Consider the following 15375-nt stretch of genomic DNA (forward strand, 5'->3'; position numbering starts at 1 on the left):
CCGCCACCACCGGTACCGGCCCCACCGCCACCTGCACCGGCAGCACCGGCACCGGCACCGGCAACCGGACGCAACCGCTAAGGAGATGTGACGCGTGCCCCCTCTCTTCCCGGCCCTGACCGAGCACCCGGCCGACCGGCCCGCCCTCCGGTTCGGCGAGCGCTCCCTGACCTACGCGCAGCTCGCCGCCGCGGCCGGAGCGCTCACGGGCCGCTTCGGCGGGGCCGCGCGGGTCGCCGTCTGGGCGACGCCCACGCTGGAGACGGCCGTCGCCGTCACCGCCGCGCTGCTGGCCGGCGTGCCCGCCGTACCGCTCAACCCCAAGTCGGGCGCCAAGGAGCTCGGGCACATCCTGTCCGACAGCACGCCCGGCCTGGTGCTCGCGGCCCCGGACGCCGAACTCCCCGCCGCCCTCGCGGACCTCGCCCGCGTCGACGTCGACGTGCACGGCACCGGTCCCGCCCCCGAGGACCGCGGCCGGGACGAGGACCCGGCTCTGATCGTGTACACCTCCGGCACCACCGGCCCGCCCAAGGGCGCCGTCATCCCGCGCCGGGCGATCGCCTCCACCCTGGACGCCCTGGCCGACGCCTGGCAGTGGACCGGCGACGACGTCCTCGTGCACGGACTGCCGCTGTTCCACGTCCACGGCCTGGTCCTCGGCACGCTCGGCCCGCTGCGCCGCGGCGGCTCGGTGCGGCACCTGGGCCGGTTCTCCACCCAGGGCGTCGCCCGCGAGCTGACCACGGGCGCGACCATGCTGTTCGGGGTGCCGACGATGTACCACCGGATCGCCGAGGCCGTCACGGGCGAGCCGGAGCTGGTGACGGCGCTGACCGGGGCGCGGCTGCTGGTCTCCGGCTCCGCCGCGCTGCCCGTGCACGACCACGGGCGGATCGCGACGGCGACCGGCCGGCGGGTGATCGAGCGGTACGGCATGACGGAGACGCTGATGAACACCAGCGTCCGTGCCGACGGGGAGGCCCGCCCGGGCACGGTCGGCGTGCCGCTGCCGGGCGTGGAGCTGCGGCTGGTCGAGGAGGACGGCTCGGAGGTCGCCGCGTACGACGGGGAGACGGTGGGCGAGATCCAGGTGCGCGGCCCGAACCTCTTCACCGAGTACCTCAACCGGCCGGACGCCACCGCCGCCGCCTTCACCGCCGACGGCTTCTTCCGCACCGGCGACATGGCGGTGCGCGACCCCGACGGCTACGTCCGGATCGTGGGCCGCAAGGCCACCGACCTGATCAAGAGCGGTGGTTACAAGATCGGGGCCGGTGAGATCGAGAACGCGCTGCTCGAACACCCGGGCGTGCGGGAGGCCGCCGTCACCGGGGAGGCGGACCCGGACCTGGGCGAGCGGATCGTGGCGTGGATCGTGCCGGACGACCCGCAGGCGCCGCCCGGGCTCAAGGAGCTGGCCGACCACGTGGCCGAGCGCCTCGCCCCGCACAAGCGCCCCCGGGTCGTCCACCACCTCGACGCGCTGCCCCGCAACGACATGGGGAAGATCATGAAGCGGGCGCTGACCCATGGCTGAGCGTCTCTCCGCCCGCGAGGTCGTCACCGCCCTCGCCGACGAGGCGACCTTCGACGAACTGCCCCCTCCCGCGCGGATCTCACCGCCCGACGGCCCGCTGGCCTGGCCCGGCTACGACGCCGCCCGCGCCCGGGCCGCGGCCCACACCGGCGAGGAGGAGTCCGTGGTGTGCGGCACCGCCCGCGTGGGTGGCACCCGGGCCGTGCTGATCGCGTTCGAGTTCGGCTTCCTCGGCGGCTCCCTCGGCGAGCGCACCGGCGACCGGCTGGAGGCGGCGTACGCGTACGCCCGGCAGCGGCGGATCCCGGTGGTGCCGCTGGTGGCCACCGGGGGCAGCCGGATGCAGGAGGGCATGCGGGCCCTGACCCAACTCCAGCGGGTGGCCCGGGAGTCGGCGCTCACCCGGGAGGCCGGGCTCGCCCAGGTGGCCGTCCTGCGCGACCCGACGACCGGGGGCGGCTGGGCGACGCTGGGCGCGGGCGCCGACGTGGTCCTCGCACTGCCCGGGGCGCAGGTCGGCTTCGCCGGCTCCCGGGTGCGGCCGGCCGACGCGGACCCGGCGGCGTACACGGCCGAGGCGCAGGTCGCGGCGGGCGCGGCGGACGCGGTCGTCCCGCCGGCGCAGCTGCGCGCGACGCTGGCGCGCTGGCTGCGGCTGCTGACCTGCCCGTCCACCACGCCCGCCCCGCCGCCCGAGCCGCTCGGCGAGACGGCGGTCCTGCCCGCCACCGGCTGGGACGCCGTCCGGCGCGCCCGCTCACCGCTGCGCCCGCGCGCCGCGGCCTACCTCGACGCCTACTTCACCGACCGGGTCTCGATCAGCGGCGACCGCTGCGGCGGGGCCGACCCGGACGGCATGCTGTGCGGCTTCGGCACGCACGAGGGCCGGACGGTCGCCTACGCCGCGCAGACCGGGACGGCGACCCGGCCGGCCGGCTACCGCACCGCCGCCCGGCTGATCCGCCTCGCGGACCGGCTGGGCATCCCGGTGCTGACCCTGGTGGACACCCCGGGCGCCGCCAACGACGCCGAGGCGGAGCGGCAGGGCGCGGGCGCCGCGATCGCCGACGTGTTCGGCGCGGTGGCGAGCGCCCGGACACCGCTGACCACGCTGGTGATCGGGGAGGGCGGCTCGGGCGGCGCGCTGGCCCTGGCCGCACCCGGCAACACCTGGGCCACGCCCGACAGTTACTTCTCGGTGATCGCACCGGAGCTCGCGGCGGCGATCCTCAAGCGCCCGCCCCGCGAGGTGGAGGCGACGGCGGACGGCCTGCGCATCCGGCCGCAGGACCTGGTGGAGCTGGGGGTGATCCGCGGGACGGTCGGACCCTGAGTTACCGGTGGCTGCCTCCCACGTCATCAAGTACCGTCCGTCACAGAGGGAATGCCCAACGCAAGGACGACGGGGGTGCCGTGGACGGGTTGGTCGAGTTCAGAACCGGTGACGGTGCGGTGGTCACGGTCGAGGCGGCCGAGGAGCGCTCCGGCTCCCGCCTGGTCTCCCGGGGCGACGGCACCGTCCAGGCGACCCGCACGTTCGAGGGCGCCCTGGACGGGGTGCGGGCGGCGGCCGAGTCGGCGCTGCGGGTGTTCCGCGACGGCTCCCTGAAACCGGACGGCGTGGAGATCGAGTTCGGGGTCAAACTGGCCGCCGAGACGGGCGCGTTCATCGCCAAGGGCACCGCCGAGGGCCATCTGGTGGTCAGACTGACCTGGTCCCCGGCCACGGCGGAGGCAAGCGCGGCCTCATGAACAGCGCCGAGTGGCACGCCCGGATCGAGTTACGGGGCCGGGTGACCGGAGCGGGCTTCCTCGTCGCGCCCCGCACGGTGCTGACGTGCGCGCATGTCGTGGGCGACGGCGGGGAACTGGCGGTGAGCTTCACGGAGCTGCCGGGCACGCCGCCCGTGCCCGCCCGGATCGTCGCCCACGGCGGCTGGAGCGGCGGCGCCGCCGACCCCGGCGACCTGGCCGTGCTGGAGCTGGACCGGGAGATGCCGATCGCCCCGGCCGCCCTCGCCCCGGTCGGCGCCGCCCACGGCACGCCCCCGCGCAAGCTCGTCGTCTACGGCTACCCGGCCGGCTTCGACGAGGGCACCCTCGCCGAATACCGGGTCACCGCACCGCAGTTGATCATGCGCGAGTGGCTCCAGCTGGAGGCCTGGCACGCCGGCGGCCAGCCCCTGGCCCCCGGCTTCAGCGGAGCCGCGGTCACGCTGGCCGACACCGGCGAGGTCATCGGCATGGTCACGGCGGCGGCCGACGCCCGGGAGGTGCGCACCGGCCGGATGATGCCCACCCAGGTCATGGCCCGCTACTGGCCCGCTCTGCAGGGCCTGGTCCCCACCGCCGACCACACCACCGCCGACCGGGCCCGGCTGCGCGCCCTGGTGGAGAGGGCGGCCCGGGCGGGCGTCGACTGCGACCCGGTGCGGCTGTACAGCGCGGCGGCCGACCCGTTCGACCCGCCGCCGCCCGAGGAGGGGTTCGACTCCCTGTGGTCGGCGGCCCTGTTCGTGCTGTGCGAGCTGGACGGCCCGGGCGCCGCGCGGACCGTCGCCCGCTTCGCCGACCGGGTCGAGGCGCTGCTGCACACCCCGGCCGCCCCAGCCGCGGCGCCCGCGGCGCCCGACTGGTCGCCGATCCTCGTCGAGCTGGGCCACAGCGGGGCGGGCGACCACCTGGTCCGGGTCGAGGTGTCCGCGTACAGCGAGGGCCGACGGCACCCGGTCGACTCCGGCACGGTCGAACAGCACCGGCTGCACGCGTACGTGCAGGACCGCATCGAGGCGGCGTTCCGGTATCTGACGCCCGGGGCCGACGAGCTGGTGGCGTTCGCGCTGCCCCGGGACTGGCTGGACTGGCCCGTCGACCGCTGGGAGAGCGCCCCGGACGACGCCACCCCGCTCGGCTGCCTCTATCCGCTGGTCGTCACCGACCACGCCCGGCGCAAGGCCAGCACCCGGCACGTGCTGACCCGGGCCTGGAAGCGGCTCGACGCCTTCCCGGGCGCGCGGCTGCACCGCGTGGAGTGCGGCGGGCCCGAGGAGCCCGGGCGGCTGCGCATGCGACTGCGGCGGCCCGACGCCTGCCTCGCCGGGTTCGGCACCGCCCCGGCGACCTCCCGCACCCGGCCGCAGTTCGACGTCTCGCTCACCGCGCCGGCCCCGGTGATCGTCTGGTCGCGGGGCGGCTGCGGCTCGGGGCAGGAGGACTGCGCCGGGGCGGACGGCTGCACGGGCAAGGCCTTCCTGGACGCGCTCGACGCGTGCGTGGCGGCCGTACCGCCGGCCGAACTCCCGCGTCACATCCTCGCGTTGCGCGAGGAGGCGCACGCGGAGGAGGACCACTGGGCGCGTGGCATCCAGTTGCTGTGGGACGACCCGCGGGTCTTCGCCGATCCGCACGCCGTCGCCGCCGCGCACGCGGGGTCGCCGGTGGCCTGACCCGCCCGGGGCCGCCGGACGGCGGCCCGACGCGTCCGAGGAACAGCTGCACGAAACGGAGAGCGGAGAACAACCCCCATGCCGCACTGGTCCGTCTACACCGGCGACCACGAGCCGCACGACGGCATCGACGACCTTCCGGCCCCGCCGCCCTGGCGCGCCTTCGACGGCGGGCCCGCGCTGCCGCCGCCGCACGACGGCGACGACACGTCGGCCGTCTCCCCGGACCGGGTGCACCGGGCCAAGTCGTACGTCGCCACCCCGGAGACCGTCCGGCTCGTCAACGCCGCGCTCGTGCTGCGCCGGCCGCTGCTGGTCACCGGCCCGCCCGGCACCGGCAAGTCCTCCCTGGCCTACGCGGTCGCCCGCGAGCTGCGGCTCGGCCCGGTGCTGCGCTGGAACATCACCAGCCGCAGCACCCTCGCCGACGGTCTCTACCAGTACGACCCGCTGTCCCGGCTGTACGCGGCCCGGGAGGGGCGGGACCGGCCCGGCAGCGTCGAGGACCATCTGCGCCTGGGACCGCTCGGCACGGCCCTGCTGCCCTACGACCGGCCGCGCGCGCTGCTCGTCGACGAGATCGACAAGAGCGACCTGGACCTGCCGAACGACCTGCTGAACGTGCTGGAGGAGGGCCAGTACGAGATCCCCGAACTGGTCCGCGCGGCACGCCACTCGGGGGACGGGGCGGCCGAGGTGCTCGCCGACGGCACGGACTCCGCCGTCACCGTCCGGCGCGGCCGGGTCCGCTGCCGGGCGTTCCCGTTCGTCGTGTTGACCAGCAACGGCGAACGCGAGTTCCCGCCGGCGTTCCTGCGGCGCTGTGTCCGGCTGAAGTTGCGCCGCCCCGACCGGGACCAGCTCACCGACATCGTGCGCGCCCACCTGGACACGCCCGACGGCGACGCGGACCGGCTGATCACCCGCTTCCTGGAACGGGCCTCCGGCGGCGAACTGGCCACCGACCAGCTGCTGAACGCGCTCTACCTGACCGGTGTGGCCGGCCTGGACGCCGACTCCCGCGACGACCTGGCCGAACAGCTGATGCCCTACCTCAGCGCCACGGCAGACACAGATGGCTTCTGACCCGATCCCCCCGCCCCCGCCTCAGCCCCCGACCCCGTCCACGGCCCCGCCCCTGTCTACGGCCCCGGGACCGACTCAGGGCACTTCGGCTTCGGTGGTGCGGGACGTCGTCGGGGCCGGGGGTTCCTCCGTCGCTCGGCTTGCGGGTGTTCTGGTTGCGGCGGGGGCCGGGCCGACTCCGCGGGAGATCGCCGAAGTGCTCTGGCTGGCGCGGCAGTTGGAGGGCGAGCCCTCCGACGGGCCGTCGGAGCGGGAGGCGCAGGCCTCGGCACCGGCGGTCGGGAACGGCCACCAGGCCCCGTCCGCCCCGCCCGTACCCCGCGAGGACGCGCCGCCCCTCCCCCCTCGGGAGAAGCCGGCCGGGCGGGTCGACGGGCGGGTGCCGCTGACGCTGCCCGGCCCGCGGTCCCCGGGCCGTCCCGGGAGCGGCGGCGGCACCCCCGTGCTCGCGCCCGCTCCCCCGATGCTCCCCCACCCCCTCGCGCTGCAACGCGCCCTGCGCCCGCTGAAGCGCAAGGTGCCCTCGCCGCACGCGCGAGTGCTGGACGAACGGGCCACGGCCGACCGGATCGCGCGGCTCGGCGCCCACCCCGACGTGTGGCTGCCGGTGCTGCGCCCCGCCCCCGACCGCTGGCTGCGTCTGAACCTCGTGCACGACACGGGCCCGACCATGCCGGTCTGGCGCCCCCTGGTGAGCGAACTGCACACGGCCCTCGCCCAGTCGGGCATCTTCCGCACGGTCACCCTGCACCCGGCCACCCCCGACGGCCGGGCCCGCCACGTCCCCGACCCGGCGGACGGCCGGACCGTCACCCTCGTCGTCAGCGACTGCATGGGCCCGCAGTGGCGCCCGGGCGAGGCCGGCGACCGCTGGTACCGGACCCTGCGCCACTGGGCGCACCGCATGCCCCTGGCCGTGGTGCAGCCCCTGCCCGAGCACCTGTGGGCCTCGACCGCGCTGCCCGCCGAGCCGGGCCTGCTGACGTCCCCGGCCACGGCGGCACCGTCGGCGGCCCTGGCCTTCACCCCGTACGACCCGGCCGTCCCGCCCCCGCAGCGGGCGTTGCCCGTGCCGGTGCTGGAGCCGGGCGCGCCCTGGCTCGCCCACTGGGCGGCCCTGGTCGCCGACCCGGGCGGTGCCCGCACTCCGGGCGCGGCGGCCTGGCTGCCGCCCGCTCCCGCGCCGCCCGCCGAACCCACCCCGGACATCGCCGGCTCCTCCCCCGAGGAACTGGTGCTGCGCTTCCGCGCGACCGCGTCCCCGGAGGCCTTCCGGCTCGCCGGGCACCTCGCCCTGGCGGTCCCGTCGGTCCCGGTGATGCGGCTCGTCCAGCGCGCCGTCGACCGCGACCCGCGCCCCCAGCACCTCGCCGAGGTGATCCTCAGCGGCATGCTCACCGCCGTCCCCGGCCCGCCCGGCTCCTACGCGTTCCGGCCCGGCGTACGGGAGTTGCTGCTGCGCTCCCTGCCCCGTACGGCCCGGGGCCGGACCCGGGAGTTCCTCGCGGAGATCGGCGGGCTGATCGACGAGCGGGCGGGGCTCGCGGCCGGGGAGTTCCGGGCACAGGCCGACGACGGGCAGGACGGCTCGGGCCCGGCGTTCGCCACGGTCAGTGAGGAGACCGTGCGGCGGCTGGGCGGGCAGGACCCGCCGGAGCGGCTGTTCGCCGGGCGCTACCGGCTGACCGGCCGGCGCGGCTGGAACGGCCGCGTCTCCCGGGCCGTGGACGTGCGCACGGACCGGCAGGTGATCGTGCGTCAGTACCGCGCGCAGGCGGCCCCGTACGAGCGGTTCCTGCGGGAGGCGGCCGCGCTGGCCGGGGTGGACGACCCGCACGTGGTCCGGGTGCTCGACTTCGGGGTGGACGGCGACACGCCCTATCTGGTGACCGAGTTCGTGGACGGGCTGACGGTGTCGGAGGTGCTGTCGGGCATCGACTTCCGGACCTTCACCCGCCTGGTGGGCCAGGGCATGGCCGGTCTCGCCGCGCTGCACGCCCACGGCCTGGTGCGGGGCGAGCGGGGGCCGGCGGGCCTGCTGCTGCGGCCCGACGGCACGGTGCTGCTCAGCCGTTTCGCCCTGGGCGAGGAGTCCCGGGGCAAGGACGCCGCGTCGGACGTGGCGGAGTTCCGGTGGCTGCTGAAACAACTGGCGGCGGGCGTGCGGGTACCGCCCGAGCACCGGGAGCTCGTGGACCTTGTCGAGCAGCGCAGGATGCCCGAGGCCGCCGCCCGCGCGGACCGCTCGGCGGAGGCGGGCCCGTGGCCGGCGGCGCGTTCCTTCACCCTGCTCGGCCCGCCCCGCATCAGCGACGGCACGGGGGAGATCGAGCCGCCCTCCCCGGCGGCCCTGGCGCTGCTGTGCATGCTGCTGCTGCGCCCCGGGCGGCGCGTGCCCCACAGCAGGCTGGCCGAGGGCCTGTGGGAGGAGCCCCCGCCCGAGCGCGAGGCCGCCGCCCGCCTGGCGGAACTGGCGCAGGAGGTGCGCCGGGTGCTGCCCCCCGACCGCCTGCTCTCCTTCACGCGCTCCTACGCCCTGCACGCGCCGGACCTGTACGTCGACGTCACGCACTGCGAGGCGCTCGCGGACAGCGACCCCGGGCGCGCCCTCGACCTCTGGTACGGCGACCCCCTCGACGGCGTCCCCGGCCCCGCCGCCGCGGCCGTCCGGGACCGGCTGCGGGCCCTGCGGCGCGACCTCCGGTCGGCCCGGGCACGGGCCGAGGGGGCCGGCGCCCCGGTCATCCTCTTCGAGGCCGACGACCTCACCGGCCACCCCGAGGCGCGCATCACCCTCGAATACGCGGTGCACGAGATGCTCTCCCGCGGCGCCCTGGACGCCCACCGGTTCGACGTGCGGGTCCGCCCCGACGGCTACGCCGTCCACACCGAGCCCGGCACCTACGTGCTGCCCGTCCTGGTCGCCGTGCTGCGCGGCCTGCCCGAGGTGCTCACCGGGCTGGTGGACCCGCCGCCGCTGACGGTCACCTTCTGGGACCGCCCCACCCCGCCCCCGGCGGCCCCGCCCGTACCGGCCGGCATCCAGGTGGTGGTCTCCCCGGCCGTCTACGAGCAGTTCGCCGCCAGCTCCGCCGCCCAGGGCCCGCAGCGTCTCCAGCCGCTGTACCAGGACGGTGCCACGGACACCCCGCCCGTCGCCTGGTACTGCCCGCTCACCCCCGCCGTGGCTCCCGAGCCCGAGGCCCGCGACCTGGTGCAGGGTCCCTTCATCACGCACGACCTGCGCCGGCTCGGGGTGCCGGCCCCGGGCCGCACGGCCGTCGTCCTCACCCGGCCGGACGGCCCGCTCACCCTCTTCGACCCGGCCCAGCCGCACGGCGGCCGGCGGGCGCGGGCCGTGACGTACTACAAGGTGGACCTCACCACCCACCAGTCCCACCACCGGGTCTCCCTGCCGAGTTCCGGCAAAGGCGCCTTCGCGGCCGCGGTCGAGCTGTCCTGGCACGTGGAGGACCCGGTGGCCTTCGTCCGCGCCGAGGTCACCCGGGTCTCCGAGCCGCTGCTGGACCATCTGCTGGAGGAGGCGGCCCGGATCACCCGCCGGCATCCGCTGCGCCGGGCGGGCGCGGCCCAGCGGGCGGTCAACGCGGGGCTGCGCCGCTGGCCGGTGCCGGGCCTGTCGGTGGCGGTGTCGGTGCAGCTGGCCCCCGAGGGCACGGCCCTGCCCGGGCCGCGGGGCCCGGTCCCCGCGCAGCGCCCGCTGGCGGACCTCCTCGCCGAGGCCGACTCCGTGCTGCTCGGCTTCGACGGCCCCCTGGCCCGGCTGTTCTCGGCGCAGGCGGCGGGCGAGGCGGCGCTCGACCTGCTCGCCCTGGTCGCGGAGCACCGCGATCCCCGGGACGTGCCGCCGGCCGCGGTGCGGGAGACGTTCACCCATCCGCTGGACGTGCTGCGGGCCTTCGCCCGGGACCCGCTGGGCCCGCTGCTGCGCGAGCGTCTCGACGCCCTCGAACTGCGCGCGGTTCCGGACGCGCCCACCACGCACAACTCCGTGCCGCTGGTGCGGGTCCTGCACGACTCGGGCCGCCGCGTCAGCGTGGTCTCGGACGCCGGCGCCCCGGCCGTCCACCGCTACCTGGACCCGTACGGCCTGCCCCTGGCCGGCATCCACGCCCGCGGCACGGACCTGTCCCTGCTGACCCCGCACCCGGACTGCCTGCTGCGGGCCATGCACTCCTCCGGCGGCGGCGCCGCGACGGGCGTACTGATCGGATCCACGGTCGCAGAGCTGACCGCCGCCCAGCAGGCGGGCCTGGGCTTCGTCGGGCTCGCCCGCAACGCCACCGCCGGCCGGCTGCTCGAAGAGGCGGGCTGCGAGACGACCGTCACCTCCCTGGCGCCGGTCCTGGAGGCCGCCCGCTCCCTGTAGCGCGGGGCGAACCCCCCGTTCGGCGGCGCCCCGCCCGGCCCCCTCCGGAAGGCGGCCCGATGCCCTCCCGCGCACGATGCGAGGGAGGCCCGCCGCCCGGCGGTCCCACGTCTGCGAGGCCCGCCACCTGGCGGCCCCCCACGGTCTGCGCTCTCGGGAGGACCTGCCATGACCGCCAGTCTGGAGCAGCTGCGCCGCTGCCACTTCGCCGTCGACCTGGGGGCGGCCCGCACGCGGGTCTACGTCAAGGGCGCCGGGCTCGTCGTCGACCAGCCGTCCGCCGCCGCCGTGAACACCCGCACCGGGGCGCTGATCGCGGTCGGCGAGCTCGCCGAGCAGATGACGGGCCGCACACCGCACTACATCCGGGTCGTCCGGCCGGTCTCCGGCGGCACCGTCGTCGACATCGAGATGGCCCAGCGCATGCTGCGCCACCTGCTCGGCGACAAGATGCGCCGGGGCCTGCGCCGCAAGCCGATCCTGCGCGCCGCGGCCTGCACCCCGCACGACGCCGACCCGCTCGCCCAGCGGGCCGCGATCGAGACGCTGGTCGGCCTCGGGGCCCGGCGGGTGGAGCTGGTGGACACGCTGATCGCCGCCGCGGTCGGCTGCGGGCTGCCCGTGGAGCAGCCCGAGGCGACCATGATCATGGTGTGCGGGGCGGCGGCCACGCAGGTGGCGGTGCTGTCCCTGGGGGCGATCGTCACCGCCGAGCGCATCCCGGTGGGCGGCGAGGCCGTCGACCAGGCGATCGTGCAGCACCTGCGCCACGAGCACGAGCTGATGCTGCCGAGCCAGTCGGTACGGCCGCTGCAGCTCGCCCTGTCGGGCAACGGCCTCACCCCGCAGGGCCCGGCCTCGACGGAGATCCACGGTCGGGACGTCGCCACGGGCCTGGCCCGCTCGGTGCAGGTCGACACGGCGGCCGTGCGGGACGCCATCCAGACGCCGCTCACCTCCATCCTGGACGGCATCGGCAAGGTGCTGCGGTCCTGCCCGCCCGACCTGGTCGCCGACCTCGCCGACCGGGGGATCATGATGGTCGGCGGCAGCGCCCTGCTGCCGGGCCTGGACCAGATGCTGCGGCAGGCGACGGGCATGCCCGTGCACATCGCGGAGCGCCCGGACGTGTGCGCCGTGCAGGGGCTGGGCGCCATGCTGGAGGGCAGGATCGAACCGCTGGCGCTGGACCCGCTGGGCAGCTGAGCCCCCCGAACCAGGGGCCGGTCAGAAGCCGGTCAGGGGCCGGTCAGAGGGCGAACCAGCAGCGTACGGTCGTGCCGCTGTCGCCCCGGTGCACGCGCACGAGGTCGGCGATCAGATTGACCAGCAGCATGCCGCGGCCGCCGCGCTGGTCCCGCGGCACGGGCCGGCGCCCCACCAGGACGTCCGCGAGCCGCCCCGCGTCCCGCACCTCGCACACCACGTGCCCGTCCTCGCTCCACACCCGCAGGACGCCGGTCCCGCCGCCGTGCACCACGCTGTTGGTGGTGAGCTCGGCCATGGCGAGGGCCAGGTCGTCCCGCTTGACGCCGGTGAGTCCCAGCCGGGACGCCTCCCCGACGGCGACGTGCCGGGCGTGGGAGAGCGACTCGGCGTCGAAGGAGAAGGCCAGCGCGTGCGCGACCGGGTCGAGGGGCTCGTTGTAGCGGTCGACGACGTCACCGGGGGCGTACGCGGCACTGTCCCGCGCCGTCCGGGCACCCTCGGGGATGACGACCGGGTGGGTCGCGTGGGCGTCGGCGAGCACGTGCTCGGGGAGGTCCCGGGTGTCGTACGGGCACAGGATGGTCGTCGTGCTGCCCCGGAAGGCGGCGTTGATGAGCGCCTCGTGCTGGGCGCAGGCGGGGTATTCGGCGGCGGAGCGTCCGGCCCAGACGGGCTCGCCGACGATCCGCACCCGGCGGCCGGCCGGCTGGGCGTCGGCGAAGGCGCGCAGCACGCCGGGGATGATCCGCCCGGGGTTGCGCCCGGCCTCCCGCATGTCCAGCAGCCGCACCGCCGCGGCGTCGTCGCCCAGGGCCTCCCGGACGAGGGCGAGGTTCTTGCCGGGCACCGCGACCGCCACCGGCTCGCCGGCCGCCAGGCCGTCGCGCACGAAGGGCACCGTGACATCGAGGTACTCCTGCTCGTCACGGTAGAAGAACGCGGGATGGACGAAGGGGTCCAGGGGCCCGAAGGGGTCCGCCACCTCAGCGGTCATGACGCACTCACCTCGATCCCCTCCTGGTCGGGCCACAACAGGTCCAGCGTCCTTCGCAGCGCCGCGGGAGGCCGGCGCACCACGAACCGCCGCCCGTCCCGCAGCCGCCCGGCGGCCGCCGCGAGCGCACCGGCGCCCGCCACGTCCACGAACGTCACGTCGGACAGCTCCAGGTGGTACACGCCCTCGCCCTCACGCACGGCCTGCTCGAGTACACCTTCCCAGATCGCCCGTGTGGTCAGACCCACCTCCCCCGCCGCCCGGACTCCCCGGCGGCCGGGCAGCGGGTACACCGCCAGGCCCGGCCGCGGCCCGCGGGCCTCGGCGGACGGCACCTGGAACGGATTGCTCACACCCTCTCCCCACGCTCCTCGACCACAGCGCTCGTACCCGCCCGACGGGTGCTCATGCCCCACAACCGTGTGTAGTAGGCCGTACGGCGGGCAGGCGCACCTCACACCGGCGTCGACGGGGGCGAGTGACGTGGTGCAGTCCGGCGAGACGGACCCGACCGACGAGGACCGACAAGGCGGTGACATGACCTCTGCGGCATCACCACATCTCACAGGAGGACTGAACACCCTGGTCATCCGCGGCCGCGTCGACGCGGACCGGGCCGAGCTCACCCCCCGCGGCGAGCTCGTCCACGGCTGTGCGGATGTCCTGGCCCGCACGCTGGCCGAGCTGCCGGCCGGCGTCACCCGGGTCGATCTGGACATGGCGGACGTGCACTTCATGGACACGGCCGGGCTGCAGTTCCTGGACGTGCTGGGGGACTTCCGCCGCCGGCGGTCGCTGACCGTCACGGTGACGAACTGGAACGGCCAGCCGCGCCGCATCCTGCAGCTGGCGGGCGTGAACACGGCCGACCCGCTGACCGGCACGGACTCCGCCGACGCGACCCCCGCGGGCCCCGCGGCCCCGGCGGTCGCCCTGGAGCGCGCGGAGCGCCTGCACGTCCTCCAGGAGGAGGTCGACCAGCTGCGCCAGGCCATCGCGTCCCGCCCGGTCATCGACCAGGCCCGCGGCATCCTGATGGCCACGCACGGCTGCTCGTCCGACCAGGCCTGGCACATCCTGCGGGAGACGTCCCAGCTGTCGAACACGAAGCTGCGGGACGTGGCGGCGGCGGTGACGGCGAGCGCGGAGGCGGACGGTCCGGCGCCGCCGGCCGCGCTGCGCACGGCGCTGCAGAGGGCCGCCGCCCGGCGCCGCAGGAGTTGACCTCCCCGGGCCGCGGGCCGGGCCCTGCTGCCGGCGTCCCAGTGGTACCGCGCGCAGGGGCGATCACTCCGGCCGCACCGGGGTACCCGGCAACCGGCACCGGCATGAGGAGACAGACGATGAGCGACCAGACCCCGTCCCAGGCCGAGGGCGACCGCGAGGACGAGCAGGACACGCAGAACCCGCCGGCCCCCACGCCGTCCCAGGCGGAGGGCGAACGCGACGGCACCGAGTCCGGGGACGACAAGGCGACGCGCTAGACGTGCCCGGCACCGGCACACCCCTGCGGCCGCCCGCACACGGCAGCCCCTCGCCCCCGGCCCGCCGCCCCGGCACGCCACGGCTCCCGGGCCGGCGCCCGCACGGCGGCGGGCGGGTCACCTGCCCTCCGCGCGGCCTGCCCGACTCCCCGGCCCGCCCGCGCGGCCGGTGGTGCGCGCGGAGCGGGTCGTGAGGGGGTGGGCCGTGCCCGGGGTGGACACCCGCGGCGCGGCCCCGACCCGCATACTCGGAGGCCCGCGCGGGCGGGACGTAATGTCCTCGGTGTGAGCGATGCGCCTGCCGACCCGGCCCTGCGGGCCGCCTACCGACTGTGCCGACGCCGGACCAAGACCCAGGACCCGGCGGAGTACGCCCTCATCCAGCTGGTTCCCGCACCCCTGCGGCCGGCCCTGCACGCCCTGTGGGCCGCGGCCAACGCCCTGGACGACCTGGGTGACGACCGCACCGCACCGGCCGCCGAACGGGCCGTCCGCGTGGAGGCGTGGATCACCGCCCTGCACCGCGAACTGCCCACCGGCACCAGCCCCGACCCGATCCGCCACGCCCTGGTGGACACGGCGGCCCGCTGGCGCCTGGACCTGTCCGAACTGCACGGCGCCATGACCCAGGTGCGCGACGACACCGAGGGCCGGCGTTTCTCCGACTGGGCGCAGTGGCGCACCTGGGGCCGGGACAACCTGCTGCCCTGGTTCTCCCAGGTCCGCTCGGTCTTCGACCGGGCGGGCGTCCCCGTGGGCCTGCGCCTGGACGCCCGGGACGCGTACGAGGAGTTCCTCGACGGCGTCCGGCTCACGGACATCCTCACCGACCTGTCCGCCGACCTCGCCGAGGGCGACCTGCTGCTGCCCGAGGAGGCCCTCGGCCGGCACCCGGGGGCGGCGGACGATCTGGTCCACCGCCGCTGGAGCCCCGCCGTGGCGGCCCTGGTCGGCGAGTTGACGGGCCTGGCCCGCCGGTGGGCCCGCCAGGAGACCCTCACCCGCGGCATGCACCCCGGCCCCGCGACCGTCCTGCACACGATGACCGCCCTGCTGGGCGCGCAGCTCGACGCCGTCGACGCGGCCGGCCCGGCCCTGCTGCGCAGGCGGCCCCGCCCCTCGCTGCGCGCCCGCGCCCGCATCCTCGCCCCGGCCCGCACGCGCGCGGCCCTGGCCTGGTCGCTGACGCCCCTCTCGCTGCCGCCGTCCCGGCCGCCGGGCGCCCC

The 15375-nt window shown here is 76.7% G+C and carries 12 protein-coding genes; 10 read left to right on the forward strand and 2 right to left on the reverse strand.

What is annotated here, in order from left to right; translation table 11 throughout:
* Window positions 1–94: 94 nt before the first annotated feature.
* The 7 genes from CHR28_RS32815 (at window position 95) to CHR28_RS32850 (ending at window position 11668) form a co-directional block, all read left to right on the forward strand.
* Complete coding sequence (locus CHR28_RS32815; RefSeq protein ID WP_094057372.1) at window positions 95–1540, forward strand: acyl-CoA synthetase; 1446 nt, start codon at window positions 95–97, stop codon at window positions 1538–1540.
* Complete coding sequence (locus tag CHR28_RS32820; RefSeq protein WP_094057373.1) at window positions 1533–2873, forward strand: carboxyl transferase domain-containing protein; 1341 nt, start codon at window positions 1533–1535, stop codon at window positions 2871–2873. Before CHR28_RS32815 ends, CHR28_RS32820 begins: the two co-directional genes overlap by 8 nt.
* Before the next feature lie 80 nt (window positions 2874–2953).
* On the forward strand, window positions 2954–3292 hold the full coding sequence (locus CHR28_RS32825) for a CU044_2847 family protein (protein WP_094057374.1): 339 nt from the start codon (window positions 2954–2956) through the stop codon (window positions 3290–3292).
* A complete protein-coding gene (locus CHR28_RS32830) occupies window positions 3289–4986 on the forward strand; it encodes a VMAP-C domain-containing protein (protein WP_094057375.1) in 1698 nt (565 codons plus the stop codon). The genes CHR28_RS32825 and CHR28_RS32830 overlap by 4 nt, the downstream gene beginning before the upstream one ends.
* 78 nt (window positions 4987–5064) lie before the next feature.
* The gene (locus CHR28_RS32835; protein WP_094057376.1) at window positions 5065–6072 is read left to right on the forward strand and encodes an AAA family ATPase; all 1008 of its coding nucleotides are present in this window, start codon (window positions 5065–5067) and stop codon (window positions 6070–6072) included.
* A gap of 97 nt (window positions 6073–6169) precedes the next feature.
* Window positions 6170–10462 carry an SAV_2336 N-terminal domain-related protein gene (locus CHR28_RS37890; protein WP_306437588.1) on the forward strand — a complete coding sequence of 1431 codons (4293 nt, stop codon included), beginning with the start codon at window positions 6170–6172 and terminating at the stop codon, window positions 10460–10462.
* Between the two features lie 168 nt (window positions 10463–10630).
* Entirely contained in the window at window positions 10631–11668 is a 1038-nt protein-coding gene (locus CHR28_RS32850; RefSeq protein ID WP_094057377.1) for a rod shape-determining protein, read from the forward strand.
* 43 nt (window positions 11669–11711) lie between these two features.
* Here CHR28_RS32850 and CHR28_RS32855 read toward each other — a convergent pair whose 3' ends face one another.
* Window positions 11712–12665, reverse strand: a complete 954-nt coding sequence (locus CHR28_RS32855; protein ID WP_094057378.1) for a sensor histidine kinase — start codon at window positions 12663–12665, stop codon at window positions 11712–11714.
* A complete protein-coding gene (locus CHR28_RS32860; RefSeq protein ID WP_256984549.1) occupies window positions 12662–13018 on the reverse strand; it encodes an STAS domain-containing protein in 357 nt (118 codons plus the stop codon). The genes CHR28_RS32855 and CHR28_RS32860 overlap by 4 nt, the downstream gene beginning before the upstream one ends.
* Before the next feature lie 184 nt (window positions 13019–13202).
* On the opposite strand from CHR28_RS32860, the gene CHR28_RS32865 reads away from it, so the two are divergent.
* The 3 genes from CHR28_RS32865 to CHR28_RS32870 form a co-directional block, all read left to right on the forward strand.
* Window positions 13203–13889: an ANTAR domain-containing protein gene (locus CHR28_RS32865; RefSeq protein WP_094057380.1), complete on the forward strand. Its 687-nt coding sequence runs from the start codon at window positions 13203–13205 to the stop codon at window positions 13887–13889.
* Window positions 13890–14008: 119 nt separating this feature from the next.
* A complete protein-coding gene (locus CHR28_RS37895) occupies window positions 14009–14149 on the forward strand; it encodes a hypothetical protein (RefSeq protein ID WP_179272635.1) in 141 nt (46 codons plus the stop codon).
* 285 nt (window positions 14150–14434) lie between these two features.
* The coding region (locus tag CHR28_RS32870) for a squalene/phytoene synthase family protein (protein WP_179272636.1) at window positions 14435–15375 on the forward strand (941 nt) is incomplete at its 3' end.

It is taken from the genome of Streptomyces sp. XY006 (assembly GCF_002237655.1).
Taxonomy (GTDB): Bacteria; Actinomycetota; Actinomycetes; order Streptomycetales; family Streptomycetaceae; genus Streptomyces; species Streptomyces levis.

Bases quoted from the DNA above. Each gene is read 5' to 3' on its own strand.
- CHR28_RS32820 (WP_094057373.1), top strand. From the start codon at position 1,533: ATGGCTGAGCGTCTCTCCGCCCGCGAGGTCGTCACCGCCCTCGCCGAC.
- CHR28_RS32830 (WP_094057375.1), top strand. From the start codon at position 3,289: ATGAACAGCGCCGAGTGGCACGCCCGGATCGAGTTACGGGGCCGGGTG.
- CHR28_RS32835 (WP_094057376.1), top strand. From the start codon at position 5,065: ATGCCGCACTGGTCCGTCTACACCGGCGACCACGAGCCGCACGACGGC.
- CHR28_RS32850 (WP_094057377.1), top strand. From the start codon at position 10,631: ATGACCGCCAGTCTGGAGCAGCTGCGCCGCTGCCACTTCGCCGTCGAC.
- CHR28_RS32855 (WP_094057378.1), bottom strand. From the start codon at position 12,665: ATGACCGCTGAGGTGGCGGACCCCTTCGGGCCCCTGGACCCCTTCGTC.
- CHR28_RS32865 (WP_094057380.1), top strand. From the start codon at position 13,203: ATGACCTCTGCGGCATCACCACATCTCACAGGAGGACTGAACACCCTG.
- CHR28_RS37895 (WP_179272635.1), top strand. From the start codon at position 14,009: ATGAGCGACCAGACCCCGTCCCAGGCCGAGGGCGACCGCGAGGACGAG.